This window comes from Exiguobacterium sp. 8H, assembly GCF_902506255.1.
Taxonomy (GTDB): Bacteria; Bacillota; Bacilli; order Exiguobacteriales; family Exiguobacteriaceae; genus Exiguobacterium; species Exiguobacterium profundum.
In genome coordinates this window covers 2,823,602-2,839,302 of record NZ_LR733429.1, presented here as the reverse complement: position 1 = coordinate 2,839,302, position 15,701 = coordinate 2,823,602, and the positions used below count along the sequence as shown (strand labels likewise).

At 46.4% G+C, this 15,701-nt stretch carries 14 protein-coding genes, 14 tRNA genes, 1 rRNA gene and 1 other annotated feature; of the genes, 3 read left to right on the top strand and 26 right to left on the bottom strand.

Annotation, left to right across the window (positions count from 1 at the left end):
* Positions 1-6 precede the first annotated feature (6 nt).
* Positions 7-1,209, bottom strand: coding sequence for a glucose-1-phosphate adenylyltransferase subunit GlgD (gene glgD / locus GVY43_RS14895; protein WP_236548973.1), 1,203 nt, complete (start codon positions 1,207-1,209; stop codon positions 7-9).
* Entirely contained in the window at positions 1,142-2,296 is a 1,155-nt protein-coding gene (locus tag GVY43_RS14890) for a glucose-1-phosphate adenylyltransferase (protein ID WP_015880913.1), read from the bottom strand. Before GVY43_RS14890 ends, glgD begins: the two co-directional genes overlap by 68 nt.
* A 155-nt stretch (positions 2,297-2,451) precedes the next feature.
* Here GVY43_RS14890 and GVY43_RS14885 point away from each other — a divergent pair, with 155 nt between their 5' ends.
* Complete coding sequence (locus GVY43_RS14885; RefSeq protein ID WP_159563598.1) at positions 2,452-4,242, top strand: transglycosylase domain-containing protein; 1,791 nt, start codon at positions 2,452-2,454, stop codon at positions 4,240-4,242.
* A gap of 40 nt (positions 4,243-4,282) precedes the next feature.
* Here the strand turns inward: GVY43_RS14885 and GVY43_RS14880 are convergent, their stop codons facing one another.
* The 23 genes from GVY43_RS14880 to GVY43_RS14770 all read right to left on the bottom strand — a co-directional run bounded on the left by GVY43_RS14880 (position 4,283) and on the right by GVY43_RS14770 (position 13,137).
* Positions 4,283-5,158 carry a hypothetical protein gene (locus GVY43_RS14880; protein WP_159563597.1) on the bottom strand — a complete coding sequence of 292 codons (876 nt, stop codon included), beginning with the start codon at positions 5,156-5,158 and terminating at the stop codon, positions 4,283-4,285.
* On the bottom strand, positions 5,155-5,712 hold the full coding sequence (locus GVY43_RS14875) for a DUF5366 family protein (protein WP_074037691.1): 558 nt from the start codon (positions 5,710-5,712) through the stop codon (positions 5,155-5,157). Before GVY43_RS14875 ends, GVY43_RS14880 begins: the two co-directional genes overlap by 4 nt.
* A gap of 227 nt (positions 5,713-5,939) precedes the next feature.
* On the bottom strand, positions 5,940-6,413 hold the full coding sequence (trmL, locus tag GVY43_RS14870) for a tRNA (uridine(34)/cytosine(34)/5-carboxymethylaminomethyluridine(34)-2'-O)-methyltransferase TrmL (protein WP_015880908.1): 474 nt from the start codon (positions 6,411-6,413) through the stop codon (positions 5,940-5,942).
* A 12-nt stretch (positions 6,414-6,425) separates the two neighbouring features.
* On the bottom strand, positions 6,426-6,866 hold the full coding sequence (locus GVY43_RS14865; RefSeq protein ID WP_159563596.1) for a methylated-DNA--[protein]-cysteine S-methyltransferase: 441 nt from the start codon (positions 6,864-6,866) through the stop codon (positions 6,426-6,428).
* Positions 6,847-7,995 (bottom strand): tRNA epoxyqueuosine(34) reductase QueG, encoded by a 1,149-nt coding sequence (gene queG / locus GVY43_RS14860; RefSeq protein ID WP_159563595.1) that lies wholly within the window; start codon positions 7,993-7,995, stop codon positions 6,847-6,849. Before queG ends, GVY43_RS14865 begins: the two co-directional genes overlap by 20 nt.
* 67 nt (positions 7,996-8,062) lie before the next feature.
* A tRNA-Gly gene (locus tag GVY43_RS14855) sits at positions 8,063-8,133 on the bottom strand.
* A gap of 287 nt (positions 8,134-8,420) precedes the next feature.
* The gene (locus GVY43_RS14850) at positions 8,421-8,891 is read right to left on the bottom strand and encodes a hypothetical protein (protein ID WP_159563594.1); all 471 of its coding nucleotides are present in this window, start codon (positions 8,889-8,891) and stop codon (positions 8,421-8,423) included.
* Between the two features lie 238 nt (positions 8,892-9,129).
* Positions 9,130-9,210: transfer RNA gene (locus GVY43_RS14845), tRNA-Leu, on the bottom strand.
* A 9-nt stretch (positions 9,211-9,219) separates the two neighbouring features.
* Positions 9,220-9,293 (bottom strand) — tRNA-Cys (locus GVY43_RS14840).
* A 9-nt stretch (positions 9,294-9,302) separates the two neighbouring features.
* Positions 9,303-9,377, bottom strand: a tRNA-Gly gene (locus tag GVY43_RS14835).
* A 4-nt stretch (positions 9,378-9,381) separates the two neighbouring features.
* Positions 9,382-9,456: transfer RNA gene (locus GVY43_RS14830), tRNA-Gln, on the bottom strand.
* A gap of 7 nt (positions 9,457-9,463) precedes the next feature.
* Positions 9,464-9,539: transfer RNA gene (locus GVY43_RS14825), tRNA-His, on the bottom strand.
* Positions 9,540-9,556: 17 nt separating this feature from the next.
* Positions 9,557-9,627: transfer RNA gene (locus tag GVY43_RS14820), tRNA-Trp, on the bottom strand.
* A gap of 3 nt (positions 9,628-9,630) precedes the next feature.
* Positions 9,631-9,714: transfer RNA gene (locus GVY43_RS14815), tRNA-Tyr, on the bottom strand.
* A 5-nt stretch (positions 9,715-9,719) separates the two neighbouring features.
* Positions 9,720-9,795: transfer RNA gene (locus GVY43_RS14810), tRNA-Phe, on the bottom strand.
* 31 nt (positions 9,796-9,826) lie between these two features.
* A tRNA-Asp gene (locus GVY43_RS14805) sits at positions 9,827-9,902 on the bottom strand.
* An 8-nt stretch (positions 9,903-9,910) separates the two neighbouring features.
* A tRNA-Met gene (locus tag GVY43_RS14800) sits at positions 9,911-9,984 on the bottom strand.
* Positions 9,985-10,000: 16 nt separating this feature from the next.
* Positions 10,001-10,075: transfer RNA gene (locus GVY43_RS14795), tRNA-Glu, on the bottom strand.
* An 18-nt stretch (positions 10,076-10,093) separates the two neighbouring features.
* Positions 10,094-10,184 (bottom strand) — tRNA-Ser (locus GVY43_RS14790).
* An 11-nt stretch (positions 10,185-10,195) separates the two neighbouring features.
* Positions 10,196-10,270, bottom strand: a tRNA-Asn gene (locus tag GVY43_RS14785).
* 8 nt (positions 10,271-10,278) lie between these two features.
* Positions 10,279-10,395 (bottom strand): 5S ribosomal RNA (gene rrf, locus GVY43_RS14780).
* A gap of 109 nt (positions 10,396-10,504) precedes the next feature.
* Positions 10,505-10,584: a sequence feature (23S ribosomal RNA rRNA prediction is too short), on the bottom strand.
* A gap of 468 nt (positions 10,585-11,052) precedes the next feature.
* Positions 11,053-12,225 carry a substrate-binding domain-containing protein gene (locus tag GVY43_RS14775; RefSeq protein ID WP_159563593.1) on the bottom strand — a complete coding sequence of 391 codons (1,173 nt, stop codon included), beginning with the start codon at positions 12,223-12,225 and terminating at the stop codon, positions 11,053-11,055.
* A 39-nt stretch (positions 12,226-12,264) separates the two neighbouring features.
* Positions 12,265-13,137, bottom strand: coding sequence for a nucleotidyltransferase-like protein (locus GVY43_RS14770; protein WP_078147894.1), 873 nt, complete (start codon positions 13,135-13,137; stop codon positions 12,265-12,267).
* 169 nt (positions 13,138-13,306) lie between these two features.
* Between GVY43_RS14770 and GVY43_RS14765 the strand changes: the two genes are divergently transcribed.
* Positions 13,307-13,666, top strand: a complete 360-nt coding sequence (locus GVY43_RS14765; RefSeq protein ID WP_031421140.1) for a YgzB family protein — start codon at positions 13,307-13,309, stop codon at positions 13,664-13,666.
* A 36-nt stretch (positions 13,667-13,702) separates the two neighbouring features.
* Here the strand turns inward: GVY43_RS14765 and perR are convergent, their stop codons facing one another.
* Positions 13,703-14,134 (bottom strand): peroxide-responsive transcriptional repressor PerR, encoded by a 432-nt coding sequence (gene perR / locus GVY43_RS14760; RefSeq protein WP_031421138.1) that lies wholly within the window; start codon positions 14,132-14,134, stop codon positions 13,703-13,705.
* Positions 14,135-14,325: 191 nt separating this feature from the next.
* Between perR and GVY43_RS14755 the strand changes: the two genes are divergently transcribed.
* Positions 14,326-15,624 (top strand): glutamate-1-semialdehyde 2,1-aminomutase, encoded by a 1,299-nt coding sequence (locus tag GVY43_RS14755; protein WP_159563592.1) that lies wholly within the window; start codon positions 14,326-14,328, stop codon positions 15,622-15,624.
* The last annotated feature ends 77 nt before the right edge of the window (positions 15,625-15,701 follow it).

Sequence of the window (15,701 nt, the reverse complement as noted above, 5' to 3'; positions counted from 1 at the left end):
TCCTCCTCACACCACTGTTCGTTTTGCGATGACAATCGGTTCGTCGATTGTGCCTCGGATGACCTGTCCTCGTTTTACAACGACTTCTTTATCCAAAATCGCATTTTCAACGACAGCCCCTTCTTCAATAATCGATTTCGATGAGATGATTGAGTTTTTTACACGTGCGTGCTTACTGACTTCAACACCACGGAAGAGAATGCTATTTTGCACCTCGCCATGAATCTTACACCCATTTGCCACGAGCGCCTCGTTAACTTTTGATCCTTTCAAATAGCGAGTCGGTGGCTCATGTTTGATTTTCGTATAAATATGAGGGAAGTCATAAATGATGCCTTCGCCACGAAGTAATCGCATGCTTTCATTATAGTAAGAAAGTACCGAATGAATGACCTGCATTTTTCCGACATAATGGTACCCGTGCACGTGTAAACGATGGAGCTGAGGACGAATGACACCGTCCAACAAGTCATATTCGCCTTTAGAGGTCGCTTCATCAACGAGGCGCATAAAGAGATTCTTCGACATAATGATCGTTTCCGTATATGTGTACTCATCATCCGGTGAGAAGCCTCGCTCAGAGATGCCGACGACGCGGTCATTCTCCCCAAGGCGAATCGGACGGCAGTAACCACATTTCTGTTCATGCGTCGTATAGGCAAGCGTGATGTCCGCGCCCATTGATTTGTGATGTGCGAGCATGTCGGTATAATCGATTGTCGTCAAAACGTTCGAACCTGTGATGACCACATACGGCTGCTTGCTGCGAATGAAGTGTTCACGGTGCATCGAGAAGTTGGCCAAGTCGCCAAGATACGCTTCCCCGTCCGGTTTCAACGCTGGTGGGAAGATGTGGAGACCTCCTTGCGAACGGTCCAAATCCCACTCTTTCCCTGAACCGAGATGATCCATCAATGAGCGATACTTATCTAACGTAAAGATCCCGACTTGATTAATATTTTGTGTGATCATATTCGTCAAGGTGAAGTCTATCAGGCGATAGCGTCCTGAGAATGGGACTGATGCCAGATTACGATGTCCAGTAAATTCCGGAAACAGACCTTGTTCCGTTCCTAAGTTAATGACCCCTAATAAATCGTTCGTCAACAGTAACGCCTCCTTGCGTGTCTCTTTACTCGTATCAAACTCTTTGTTTGAAGACGGTTCCACTTTCAATGTTTTCGTGTGGTTCAATAACAACGATTTCACCACCCGGCTCACCTACTGTCGCGCCGTCTTCAATGACTGCACAGCTAGCGACAATGGCTCTGTGAATTGTTACATCCTTCCCGATTCTAGCTCCTGGCATGATCACCGAGTCTTTAACGAGTGAACCTTCTCCAACACGGACATCGTAAAATAGCACTGAATGTTGGACTTCGCCTTCGATATGACACCCTTCGTTAATCACAGACTGTTCGACACAAGCGTCTTTTCCAATATACTGAGGAGTCTGGTTCGGGTTGACCGAATAGATTTTCCACTCCGGGTCATATAAATCGAATGGAGGCTCTTCTTCCAAGAGGTCCATATTCGCTTCCCAAAGAGACTGGATCGTACCGACGTCTTTCCAATAGCCTTTGAATTTATAAGCGAAGACGTCGAGTCCTTGAAGAAGCGTGTTCGGAATGATATTCTTCCCGAAGTCAAAGCTAGACGTTTCGTCTTCAGCATCTTTAATCAAATGTTCGCGCAAGACGCTCCAGTTGAAGATGTAAATCCCCATCGAAGCCAAGTTGCTCTTCGGTTCTTCTGGTTTTTCTTCGAACTCATTGATGCGGAGGTCATCCGCTGTGTTCAAAATTCCGAAACGCGGCGCTTCGTCCCACGGCACTTCCATGACAGAGATGGTCACATCGGCTTGTTTTTCTTTATGGGCTTCGAGCATTTTCTCGTAGTCCATTTTATAGATGTGGTCTCCCGAAAGAATCAACACATAATCTGGATCGTAATCATCGATATAGCTCAAGTTACGATAGATTGCATTGGCCGTCCCCTCGTACCAGTTTTTCCCCGACTGTGCTTGGTAAGGTGGGAGAATGGCTAACCCCCCGTTGCGACGATCTAAATCCCATGCCGTCCCGATTCCTAAGTAACGATTCAATTCAAGTGGCTCATATTGCGTTAATACCCCGACTGTTGTAATTCCCGAGTTCGTGCAGTTTGACAATGGGAAATCGATAATGCGGTACTTTCCACCGAAATTCACGGCCGGTTTCGCCGTCTTTCGCGTGAGAGGCCCCAATCGTTTTCCTTCTCCTCCTGCAAGGAGCATCGCAACCATTTCTTGCTTCATAAATAATAAGCCTCCTCAAAATCGTGATATACAACCTCTTTTACCCTTTTTCGCCCTTTCCTAAAGTATTCCTTCTCGAATTATTATATGATAACGTTTACATTTTTATTTTTTTGTAAATTGGACGATATAATGTATAGAGAGAGGTGAAATAGATGAGAGCTTGGATTGGAACCTTATTTTTTGCTGGACTTTTGGCCGCTTCCTTGTCACTTGCCACTGCATTGAAAGAAGAGATTGACCAGGCAGATGAAATTCTATCTTGGGGACAAGAGCTGGTATCGGCACAACCACTCTCGTCAAAGCATGCCATCACACTCGCATACAACGGTGGAGAACAGCAGATCTACTTGGCTGGCCGCAGAAATGACGTGTCTCCGAAAGCGTTACCCGAACATATTCAAGATGCGATCACGACCATCGAGGACCGTAAATTCAATGCCCATCCCGGTTATGATTTGAGCGGGATTGCCCGAGCATTTATCAATAACGCGAACGAGACATCTGTCCAAGGTGGGAGTACAATCACGCAACAGTTGGCACGGAACGTGTATCTCACACATGAACGGACATATGAACGAAAAGTGAAAGAGTTATTGCTTGCTCGAGCACTAGAAAAAAATTATAGCAAGAAAGAAATTTTAACAGCTTACAGCAACGTTATTTTTTTTGGACATAATGTATATGGCATTCAATCGGCAGCCGATACATACTTTTCAAGACCGCTCGACGACTTGAATTGGAATCAACTCGCTTACTTGTTGACGGTGCCGAATAACCCGTCACTTTATGATCCGCTCAATCCATCCGACGCCTTTTTCGAGCGAAAGGACCGAATCTTGACGCAACTGTTTGAAGCGGGTGTTCTCTCGAAGAGTGCCTACGATCAGTATCATGGCGTCAAGCTACAAGCGTCGTTTCGCAGTCAAACGATTCAATACCCGGACTACATGGATACAGCCGTCCGCGAAGCGATTCAATTGGTACGGTCACGCTACGACTTAGATGATGCCGAGGCGAGAGATTATTTGTCCACGCATGAAGCGACAATCGAGACTTACTTATCAACCGGGAAGCAGAAACAAGCAAAACAAGTGATGAGTCAACTTCCTCCCGGTGTGAACGGTGGCTATACGGAACTCACACCTCAAGGGAGAATTGTGGCCATGGTCGACTCTGAGATGACGCAGGTCGGTGAGTTCAACCGAGCGACCCAGGCGTACCGCCAACCTGGTTCCGCCATCAAACCGATTCTCGTGTTCGCCCCATTCATCGAAGAGACGGGAGCGACACTAGACACGGTACTCGACGGCCGTCCGACTTGTTACGGTTCTTATTGTCCCGGAAATAGTCACGACCGTGTGTTAGGCGATGTCTTATTGAAAGATGCGGTCGCTTTCTCGTATAACACCCCTGCCCTCGCCGCCTTCTCAGCAATCGATCAGGAACGCGCGTACAAGACGGCAGACATGATGTTCAGTCAATGGGATGAACAGGACGAGAACTTAGCGAGTGCGCTTGGTGGTCTCACACAAGGCGTCTCCCCAAAAGAACTGGCCGCCGCCTATACCCCGTTCTTAAATAAAGGCGAGTATACATCCGGACATACAATCAAACAAATCACATTCAAGTCCGGTGAACCAACGTTGACCCCGATCTTAACGGAAGAGATAGTCTGGTCTCCGGAAACCATCAGCGAAATGAAGAAGGCGTTATCGACCGTCACCTCATACGGCACAGGTCGCTATGCGAATCAGCTGAAACGTGAGTTTGAGTATCTCGGAGGAAAGACCGGAACAACGAACGACAACAAAGATATGTGGTATGTCGGACTGACCGATCGCACCATCACCGCCATCTGGCTCGGTGCCGATACGCCTCGCCCATTCCCGGAACTCGCCAACCGTGCGTATCCGGCGATTGTCTGGACACAGGCACATCAATAAAAGGAGTCAGCCACTGAAAAGTGGACTGACTCCTTTTGCTTTATAATCGACGTTCGATTTGAAGTCGATATGCTCCCCAATGCTCCATTAACTCGTCGTGATTGATTAGTTTCCATGGATTGAAACGGACTTGACCATGTTTATTGAAATATAGTCCTTGTCGCACACAGTAACTCGCATGGACCAGTTGCCCTTGGTCGCTCCAAAACGTCAGGACGTCATTCGGCCTTAGTGTATCATCCTTCACAGTTTCGTACCTACTTCGCTTTAATGTCTGAAGGAACGTCTCTGGATGAACCCATCGGTGAACGATTTGTTCGTTTCCTGTGACCGCAAACAACGTCGCTGCGAGACAGTTACTTCCATCCTGGATGGGAAACCGATTTGCATAGTCCGCAAGATGCGAGGCAATCGAGTCATCACCGGGTTCCCCTTCCCAACGATCCCACTCCTTCGCATAGTCGAGCAGAAGAGAATGACGCATCTCGATGTCGAGTTCATTCCAATTTTTCGAATGCAAGACGATGAGATGGGTGCCGTCCTTCTCTACAATGGCTTCATTCGATAGATGTTTCATCTGCTCGACCGATAGCGGCAAAACAAGACCACGATGGGTCGTCACTTGAAATTCCATTAAACGTGTTTTGACGTGCTCCTGTAACTCCTTCAAAAAGCTAGAGAACGCATGGACGACATGGGTCACGTCCTGACCCATCTGCCACGTCACATATGGATTCGTGATATCAGGTCTGCGGTAAAGCGGATGATTGAAAAACTCCTGCCTCGGAATCACGAGACAGGAACTCGGTATATCCTCAAGAAATGAAGAATCAATCCAATACAAGGTTTCCTCCGGGACAAATGATAGACACCACGCTTCGATCACATCAGAGGTTGGTCCAAAAGAATGCTTCATAAGATGATATCTCCGACAGAGTTAAACAAGCGAAGGACCGACCAACCTAACCCGCTGACCAACGTCGCCCACATGACGGCCTGCATAAGTAATAAGCCGATGGCACGTGGGACGGACATCGATTGGCTTACTTGCCAGACATAGTAAAAGAGATACATCAAGAGCGTGCCAACGAGCACGGCGATAACGGCGAGCAAAGTGTTCAAAAAGAGAAAGCTGATTCCGGACCCGATGAGAAAGATGATGGCACCAGGTTTGAGCCGATGAAGCGACGTGCCATTTGTCTCTCGCGCAAAAAAAGCGAAACCGAGTTGATTGAACGTATCGGCTACCAATTTGAATGCGCTAAACAACATAAAGAAAATCGTAAAGAATACGACGAGCACGAGCACTTTCGTCTCTTGCACGGATAACAGTTCGATAATTTCACTATATACGCCAATTTGATTCAGCCATTGGATTACGTACTCGGAGGTCGCAATCGCAAGTGACATCGAAAACAAAATAATTCCGATGAGTGGGGCATAGCTCAGTAAGTACACATTCGTTTTCATGTTCCTTCTCCAATTTCACAGTAATTTCTTATATTCAGTGCAATTCACCTACCAAGTATATTATACTATTTATAGTTATGGAGAATAAAAGGGGGATTTTTGGATGGGCCTATTATTGATGGTTGGAATCAGCGTCGTCTTCCTCGCAGCGATTTTGACAGCTGGATATAACCGTAAACCTGAGGGTAACGAATAAGAGCCGGGATTCTTACGAATCCGGCTCTTTTTTATTTCAATCCTGCATATCCCTGTTGGCGAAGCGCCTCATATACGATGATGGCTGCTGTATTCGATACGTTCAATGAACGAACGAGGTTCGATTGTGGTAGGCGGATGCAGCGATCCAAATTGTTCTCGATGACTTCCATCGGCAACCCTTTCGTCTCACGACCAAAGACGAAGAAGTAGTCACCGTCTACATCTGAAACGTCTAAATCACTCGGGTATTGTTCCCCGTACTTCGTAATATAAAAGAACTGACCATCCGGATGCTTCTCCCACAGCTCTTCTAACGAGTCATGATAGCGTACATCGACGAATTGCCAATAGTCGAGACCGGCACGCTTTAACATCTTATCATCCGTCGAGAATCCGAGCGGACGAATCAAATGAAGGACCGAATTCGTCGCCGCACACGTACGTGAGACGTTCCCTGTATTTGCTGGTATTTCTGGTTGAAACATTACGACATGAATCGCCATGGTTGATTTCCCTCACTTTTTCATTTCAAATTCTAGAAGGCGTTGTTTCTCAGACAACCCTCCCGCAAAACCGATAAGCTTTCCACTACTTCCAATGACACGATGACACGGAAACAGAATCGGCAATGGATTTCGATTGAGCGCCTGTCCGACGGCGCGAACGGCCTTTGGTCGACCGATTTGTTCGGCAATTTGTTTATATGTGCGTGTCTCGCCATATGGAATGGTCAAGAGCGCATCCCAAACCTCCTGTTGAAACGGTGTTCCGTTCATTTCGACATAGGCACGATCTGCTTCTTGAAATCCTGTCTTCTCGACTCGTGTCATGAGATCTCGCAACCACTCAGGTGCTTCCTCTGTCGGTTCATGTGTTGTGAACTCCAATTCGGTCAACTTACCTGATCCATTTATCTCGTACATTAGCGGTCCCCACTTAGACGACACGATCTTCATGTGCCCACTCCTCTCGATAGATACGAATCTCTTCATGAACCATGTCAGACGTTTCATTCCGTTCAATCTCTTCAAATATCGAATCGGCCTCAGGTCCAAGAATCGCACCGATTGCCCAAACAGCCGTCGCGCGCATGTCTTCGCGTTCATCCTGTTTGATGAATTCCCGTAAGATTGGAATCGCTGAAGGCTCACGGTAGTGCGCGAGTGCTAAAATCGCATTTCGTTGAATCGGTTTCTTCCCGCGCCATGCGCCCGATAAATGTCCGAACTTTTGTTTGAACTCCCGGTTGCTCAATGTCAGAAGAGGCTCTAAGAGCGGTTTGACGATCTCAGCTTCCGGTAACAGTTCTTCGTGGTGACGCCAGTCCTTTTTGCGGTTATATGGACAGACTTGCTGACACGTGTCGCATCCATATAATCGCCCCCCAAGCTTCGACCGAAACTCTCGTGGCATCAACGTCTTCATCTGTGTGAGATAGGCGATACAGCGCTTCGCATCGAGGACACCCGGCTCAACAAGGGCCGTCGTCGGACAAGCTGTCATACACTTATTGCAATCTCCACATCCGTCTTCAATCGCTTCATCCGGTGGTAAGTAAACATCTAAAATCATTTCGCCCAAATAAAGATAGGACCCTTTCTCAGGAGAGATGATGGAACAGTTTTTCCCACTAAATCCAATCCCAGCTCGTTCTGCGACGGCACGGTCCACGAGTTCACCCGTATCGACCATCGAACGCGTCCGCACGTTTGGAACCAATTCTTCGATATACGCTTGAAGTTTGGCCAATCGATCGCCGACCGCCCGATGGTAATCGAGTCCCCATGAGGCCCGAGCAAACAACCCTCGTCTCTCGCCGGCGACACTACGGGGCGCATCTTTTAATTTACTTGGATAGGCGATGGCGATTGCAATGATCGACTGGGCTTCTTCAAGTAAGAGTTCTGGGTTCGTACGCTTCTCTAAGTCGGGCTCTTCAAACCCAGAGGCAAACCCTTTCTCTTGTTGCCGAATAAGTCGATGTTTCATGACGATGAACGGATCAGCTGTCGTCACTTTCAACTCATCAATCCCGATGGTTTCGGCATACGCTAAGATTTGTTGTTTTAATGTGTACGGGTCCATTCCGTTCACCTCCTCTATATATTTTCGCATACAAAAAATCTCTCCGCCACTCGGCAGAGAGATATGAAGCGGGTGAAGAGAATCGAACTCTCGTCATCAGCTTGGAAGGCTGAGGTTTTACCATTAAACTACACCCGCATGAAATATTGTTGTCGTTCAAGCGACTATAGTTAATATACACCTATACTATTAATCTGTCAACAAGTATTCGTAAGTTTTTCTAAAGTCACTCAATAAAGTATCTCGCTATATCTTAATGGTTTAATAGTTTGATACACCATAGCTTACTAAAAATAGTAAATTCTCCGTATAATATTGTTCAGGATACTATTCACATAATAATAGTGAATTAAATCATGAATTAGTGAATCCTTAGCGCCAACAAATAAAATATCTATTACGACAAGTATCCAAATCAATCAGACTTATTTGGATTTTTTAATCGTGTTCACCACCCCAGTACTCTCTTTCAAATCTTTCAAGTCATAGTACCATCCTCCTGCATTATTTGATGGCGGATGAGGATTATTCGGAAGTTCACAAAGCAAACGCAATAAATAAAATTTATATTTTGGGGCCTTGTCAAAATCAAAATCTTTGTACCGACTAGTAATATACATTGTGAGTTCTTTTTTTATATTTTCTGGTATATCAAATTGATTAATTTCCTTTTCCCAACTTTTCATCTCGATAGGGAACGTTCGATCTATATTGTAAATTTTGTTCATTACACCACCATTCGCTTGACGGAATGTTATATATTTCGTAGGTGTATAATTATATCCATTCGAGATAGGATGAGCATGCACAAAGCATTTTTCGATTAAATGAATTGTTTGTCCAGCAGCAACTGACAAAACAATAGAGCTTTCACTTTCTGTTATTCTTGATTTCAAAACCATACCCCCATGACTCAGTTTTTCTATAGTTTTTCCTGATGTACTATTTCTTTCATAAATAATATGTCTAACTATTGATAGTTAGTCACAAAAATAGAACTCTTATACCGTTTCACAAAAATCATTTTATCGCTTTATATATATTACTTTAAATTACATTGATTTACAAATCAATATGGAATAAATATGAAATTAAAATAAAAAAAGACCCTAACCTCAGTTAGAGTCATACGGATACCGGTGGTCGGAGTCGAACCGACACTCCAGAGGAACACGATTTTGAGTCGTGCGCGTCTACCAATTCCGCCACACCGGCATATTATGTTGGAGGCGCCAGTCGGAATCGAACCGACGATAAAGGAGTTGCAGTCCTCTGCCTTACCACTTGGCTATGGCGCCAAAAGTCATTGGAGCGGAAGACGGGATTCGAACCCGCGACCCCGACCTTGGCAAGGTCGTATTCTACCACTGAACTACTTCCGCAAAATGGCTGGGCTGGAAGGGATCGAACCTACGCATGTCGGAATCAAAATCCGATGCCTTACCACTTGGCTACAGCCCAATAATAATGGGGCGACTGAAGGGAATTGAACCCTCGAATGCCGGAATCACAATCCGGTGCGTTAACCACTTCGCCACAATCGCCATGATGAAATTAAAAACAGGGGCAGCAGGAATCGAACCCGCGCTGACGGTTTTGGAGACCGTAGTTCTACCGCTAAACTATGCCCCTAAGTGGTGGGGGGGGGCGGATTCGAACCGCCGAACCCGAGGGAGCGGATTTACAGTCCGCCGCGTTTAGCCACTTCGCTACCCCCCCACATATGGTGGCTTTGGACGGAATCGAACCGCCGACACAAGGATTTTCAGTCCTTTGCTCTACCAACTGAGCTACAAAGCCATATGTAGTATGATTGATTTTAAAATAAAAATGGCGGTCTCGACGGGATTCGAACCCGCGATCTTCTGCGTGACAGGCAGACATGTTAACCCCTACACCACGAGACCGGACTTAATTGCGGGGGCCGGATTTGAACCGACGACCTTCGGGTTATGAGCCCGACGAGCTACCAGACTGCTCCACCCCGCGACGATATAAAATTAAATGGTGACCCGTACGGGATTCGAACCCGTGTTACCGCCGTGAAAGGGCGGTGTCTTAACCGCTTGACCAACGGGCCATTACATATTTGAAAAACTGGCGGAGAGCAAGGGATTCGAACCCTTGAGACGGTTTTGCCGCCTACACGAATTCCAATCGTGCTCCTTCGGCCACTCGGACAGCTCTCCAAAAGAGAAAGTGGCTCCGCAAGTAGGATTTGAACCTACGACCTACCGGTTAACAGCCGGTTGCTCTACCACTGAGCTATTGCGGAACGATTTTGCCTGGCAACGTCCTATCCTCACAGGGGGAGATCCCCCAACTACTTTCGGCGCTGAGACGCTTAACTTCCGTGTTCGGCATGGGAACGGGTGTGGCCGTCTCGCTATCGCCACCAGACAAGTATTATATTAACATTATTTATCGATAATGTCAACATATTTTAGAGAGATTGTTCTCTCAAAACTGAGGATTCATCAACACAAACCATTAGACTAGATCAAAGCCTCGACCGATTAGTATCATTCAGCTCCACGTGTCACCACGCTTCCACCCATGACCTATCTACCTCATCGTCTCTGAGGGGTCNGTTATCCCAGACCTATGGGCAGGTTCTTTACGTGTTACTCACCCGTCCGCCGCTCATTCCACCGTCGTCCCCCCGAAGGGTTCAGACGGCTTCCTGCGCTCGACTTGCATGTATTAGGCACGCCGCCAGCGTTCGTCCTGAGCCAGGATCAAACTCTCCAAAGAATTTGATATAGCTCTTAAATTGACGAAGCTTGCGCTTCATTCAAAAATTGTAAAACTTATTTTCGCCTCATCGTTCAGTTTTCAAAGTTCGTCTGCCGCTCTTGGCGACTTCATTAATCTATCACGTTTTGATTGTTTTCGTCAACAACTTTTTCACAAATTGTTTTTCTGAAATAATCTTTTGCCGTGACAACGTTTATAAATATAATCTCTATTTACCACTTCGTCAATACAAAAAACAATAAAAATTAAAAAAGATTTACTTCCCATCAACATGATGAAAAGTAAACCTTCTGCTTTGTATTAATCGAGACGGACATAGCCCGTCTTCTCAACTAACGTCTGCCCATCCTCGCTTTCGAGCCATTTTAGAAATTCTTCATATCGCTCTGCCTTCTCTTCCGTAGTCACCGCATAAAATTCAGAAGTCAGTGGATACGATCCATCCTGAATCGTTTCAACGGTCGGTTCGATTCCATCTATACGAAGTAACTTGATTTCATGGTCATGCACCATTTCTGTCGCATAGTATCTAAATGAAAATCCAATCGCATTTTTATGGTTCCGATACGATGAAGTTTGTTGAATGATTCCACCCATCCCTTCAGGAACATCTTCTACCGGCGCCTCCATGAGCTTTTGTTCGCCCATCATCTTTTGTAACGCCGTTTGACTGCCACTGTCCTCCGGTCGTTGAAAAGCACGAATGGATTCCGAGTCCCCTCCGACCTCTTCCCAATTCCGAATGTCTCCTGAATAAATCCCCCGAACTTGTTCCATCGTCAAAGAATCGACCGGGTTATCTTCATGGACGAAGAACACAAATGCTTCCCTTCCAATCGCCGTCATATGTAAAGAAACGTTTTTTTGTTTCGCAACCTTCAATTGACGGTCAGATGGACCAGCGACGAAAATCAAGTCGGTCTGATCGTTCATCAGTCGGCTGTACGCTTCCGGTGTTGTCGTCGACACGACTTTACTCGTTTGATCATTATATGGATCATACGTTTCCGAGTCCGGATAGACTGCTTCCACGAATGAAGCGTACATCGGATAGAGCGCTGTCGCTCCATCTAATCGCGGCAAACCTTCCTCAAACTTCACCGAAGCCTCGTGATCGAGTCTCGCCAATTGTTCTGAATCCGTGAACGGCTGATAATCCATCAACTCCACACCGCGTTCCTCAATCTTCAAATTATCTTGATACATATAATATCCTTTCACAGAAGCGAAGAGGACAGCACCGACTAACGCACCCCAGCCGAGAACTTTTCGAATCTTTTGTTTTGAAAAGGACGAAAAATCATAGAGTCCCATACATATGATTAGTAGAACGGCCATATACCATATCGTCCAAATAATCGGTCGCCCGAGTGTGATGGGGTCTCCCATCGTAAAAAGGGCGACAAAGACAGAAATCACAATCGTGACAAATAAAATAAAGACGGTTCCCACGCTAAATTTCAATAGTTTCATATAACTGATTTTCTCCTCATTGTTCCTATGAAAGGGAAGTTAAGCAATCTCATAAAGCACTGCCTCTACCCCGACCCCTTTCGTCGGTCTCGTGACCGTTCGAACATACCCTTTTTTCACTAGAAAACCAATGATGCTTCCAAGGTCGACACGGAGCTCATTCAAATTCGGATGTTCCATCAATTCTGAGAACGTCCACGCTCCGCCTTTCTCCTGCATCGTCTGAAGTAATAACAACGTCCCAGGCAACACTTTCGATTGAATCAAATGTTCCATGCCAATGACGACAAGGTGGATGCGCTGTTCAAGCGATTCTTGTCCTCCGACCAATTCATCGTGCAGCTTATAAATTTCGAGGTCAATGGCTCGTACCTGTTCCCACAATACGATTTCCGGATGAATCCCCGCCTCAAGAATCGAGAGGCGTGCCAGGTGAGTGAGCGCATGATGAATCTGAGTGAAGGCGTCTTGGAACTCCCCTTCCAAAAATAGATAACGTCCGTCTTCAAACCGACGCAACAACTTTGCGAAAGAGATTGAGAGTTGTAAACGTTGTTCCCGATTCGTTAAATTACGGTTGCGCTGTCGTAACTCTAAAATGTACTCATTTCGTTCGAACAAGACGATTCCGTCTTCAATCCAATGAATGGCTCGCCGATTTTCATTCAAGACAATCCACCGATCCATCATCGAGTCACTGACTACGTGCAGGACAATTTTTTCTTGACCGACCTGATAGTGTTTCACCGTCCAAAATGGTTCTGGTTTTGCTTCAATCACAATGAGCAGGCGATCCGATTGATCCGTCAACGGATCACGTGCCCGCTTTTTCTTCACTTCAATAATCCCGAGTGTCGTTTTTAATGCAGCATATTCTGAGTAAATGGTGCGAGTCGCATATTCCATCGTCATCTGGACCCCTTCTCTCCCAATCGCAAGTTGACTATATATGACGATTGTCATTTTCGATACGAACCAATTTCGCCCTCTTTTCAAAAAACTCCTGCCGAAAAAGTGCAGGAACTTCTCACTCGTTTGAAGATGAGCTATGATAGAGACAGACTATTGGAGGGATTCACTCATGAAAAAACGGGGGAACAAAATCAACCGCGCACGTAATATAGCATTACTTCTTATCTTCGGTGGGATCGGGGTCATGTATCTCGGCCTTCTCGCCAAATCCATCACCTGGCTCATGATTATTTTCATGCTTCTCGGATTTGTCATGGTACTTGCGAGCTCTGCCCTTTACTTCATCGTCGGGATGGCCTCGACAAAAGCCATCATCGTGACTTGTCCGAACTGTGAAAAAGAGACGAAGATGCTCGGACGCGTCGACTTATGTATGCATTGCGACGAACCGCTCACAATCGACCGCTCACTTGAAGGTAAAGAGTTCGATGAGAAATACAACAAACGTCAGTCACAACAAACGGACTAACCCAAAAACCACATCCGACTGCTCGGATGTGGTTTTTTAATGTGTTTGCGATTGTTCAGACTGACAAGACGGGCACGTTCCGTACACTTCAAGACGGTGACGATCAACTTTGAATCCAGTCAATTGAGATGCAACCGATTCGATTTCATCTAATACAGGATAGTTAAAGTCGACGACTTTTCCACACGTGTCACAGATGATGTGATAGTGCTTCGATGTCACAAAGTCAAAACGACTCGAGGCGTCCCCATAGTTCATTTCTTGAACAAGACCTACCTCTTTAAAGACGCGCAAGTTGTTGTATACAGTGGCCACACTCATGTTCGGAAACCGTGCGGCTAGTGCCTTATAAATGTCATCCGCAGTCGGGTGACTGTGCTCCGTGACGAGGTACTCCAAAATGGCCTGGCGCTGAGGCGTCATTCTGACTCCATGTTCCCGGAGCGACTGAACAGCATGGTCAAGCATTTCGCTTCCCACGTCAATCCCTCATTTCTTCTATAAAATTCATGCGAAATAGTTTTGAACATTAACTTATTTCTTACATAGTAATCTTTATAAATAGTGTACTGATTTCTCAACTACTCGTCAAACACTGAGCTTAAGCGGTTGACGGCTATGTTACAATAAGTGCGAATTTGAATAAGGAGGCAATACATATGACTACTTCATCAACTCGTCAGTCATCTGATGCATTGTACCAAGATGCACTCACACATATCGTCGGAGGTGTCAACAGTCCGTCCCGCTCATTCAAAGCGGTCGGTGGCGGTGCTCCTGTATATATGGAACGCGGCGAAGGCGCCTATTTCTATGATGTAGACGGGAATCGCTACATCGATTATTTGGCAGCGTACGGTCCAATCATTACCGGTCACGCCCATCCCCATATTCATGAAGCGCTCGTCAATGCTTCTTTAAAAGGCTTACTTTACGGGACACCTCATCGTCTCGAAGTCGAGTTTGCGAAGAAACTAAAACAAGCCATCCCTTCGATGGATAAAGTACGATTCACGAACTCGGGGACGGAAGCCGTCATGACGACAGTACGAGTCGCCCGTGCTTACACCGGTCGTGAACTCGTTGTGAAATTCAGCGGTTGTTATCACGGTCATTCGGATCTCATGCTGATTGCGGCAGGTAGTGGTCCAGCGACACTCGGTTCTCCGGACTCTGCAGGTGTGACAAAAGCCACTGCCAAAGAAGTCATCACCGTCCCGTTCAACGACGTCGAAGCGTATCGCGAGATGATGAAAGAATGGGGAGACCAGGTCGCATGTGTCCTCGTCGAACCGATTGTCGGGAACTTCGGAATCGTCGAACCGAAGCCAGGTTTCCTACAAGCTGTCAATGACATCACACATGAACACGGCGCACTCGTCATCTATGATGAGGTCATCACGGCGTTCCGTTTCACATACGGAAGTGCCCAACAAGTGTATGGCATCGAACCGGATATGACAGCGCTCGGTAAGATTATCGGTGGCGGTCTACCAATCGGTGCTTACGGGGGCAAGGCTGAAATCATGGAGACGGTCGCTCCACTCGGACCTGCATATCAAGCCGGCACGATGGCCGGTAACCCCGCCTCGATGGCGACAGGAATCGCTTGCCTTGAAGTGCTCGAGCAACCTGGTGTCTATGAGAAATTAGACGCACTCGGTGCAAAACTGGAAGCTGGCATCCGCGAGGCGGCCGAAAAGCATGACATTACCATCACGCTCAACCGCTTGAAGGGGGCACTCACCGTTTACTTCACGGATGAAATCGTCACCGACTATGAAGGTGCGGAAAAGTCAGATGGTGAGAAGTTCGGACGTTTCTTCAAGTTGATGCTTGAGAATGGCGTGAACTTGGCTCCATCGAAATATGAGGCCTGGTTCTTGACGACAGAGCATACGGAACAAGATATCGAAGAGACGATCGAAGCGGTCCACCGCTCGTTTGCTCAATTGTAAGAGAGGGAGATGCGCGAGCATCTCTTTTTTTGTAAAAGGGGACATCTTTAAAAAAAGTGTCTCTTTTTATCATGTAC

What these genes read in the sequence shown, in the direction of transcription:
- GVY43_RS14890 (WP_015880913.1), bottom strand. Translation starts at nt 2,296, where the DNA reads ATGAAGCAAGAAATGGTTGCGATGCTCCTTGCAGGAGGAGAAGGAAAA.
- GVY43_RS14885 (WP_159563598.1), top strand. Translation starts at nt 2,452, where the DNA reads ATGAGAGCTTGGATTGGAACCTTATTTTTTGCTGGACTTTTGGCCGCT.
- GVY43_RS14880 (WP_159563597.1), bottom strand. Translation starts at nt 5,158, where the DNA reads ATGAAGCATTCTTTTGGACCAACCTCTGATGTGATCGAAGCGTGGTGT.
- GVY43_RS14875 (WP_074037691.1), bottom strand. Translation starts at nt 5,712, where the DNA reads ATGAAAACGAATGTGTACTTACTGAGCTATGCCCCACTCATCGGAATT.
- trmL (WP_015880908.1), bottom strand. Translation starts at nt 6,413, where the DNA reads ATGGCGATTCATGTCGTAATGTTTCAACCAGAAATACCAGCAAATACA.
- GVY43_RS14865 (WP_159563596.1), bottom strand. Translation starts at nt 6,866, where the DNA reads ATGAAGATCGTGTCGTCTAAGTGGGGACCGCTAATGTACGAGATAAAT.
- queG (WP_159563595.1), bottom strand. Translation starts at nt 7,995, where the DNA reads ATGGACCCGTACACATTAAAACAACAAATCTTAGCGTATGCCGAAACC.
- GVY43_RS14775 (WP_159563593.1), bottom strand. Translation starts at nt 12,225, where the DNA reads ATGAAACTATTGAAATTTAGCGTGGGAACCGTCTTTATTTTATTTGTC.
- GVY43_RS14770 (WP_078147894.1), bottom strand. Translation starts at nt 13,137, where the DNA reads ATGACGATGGAATATGCGACTCGCACCATTTACTCAGAATATGCTGCA.
- GVY43_RS14765 (WP_031421140.1), top strand. Translation starts at nt 13,307, where the DNA reads ATGAAAAAACGGGGGAACAAAATCAACCGCGCACGTAATATAGCATTA.
- perR (WP_031421138.1), bottom strand. Translation starts at nt 14,134, where the DNA reads ATGCTTGACCATGCTGTTCAGTCGCTCCGGGAACATGGAGTCAGAATG.
- GVY43_RS14755 (WP_159563592.1), top strand. Translation starts at nt 14,326, where the DNA reads ATGACTACTTCATCAACTCGTCAGTCATCTGATGCATTGTACCAAGAT.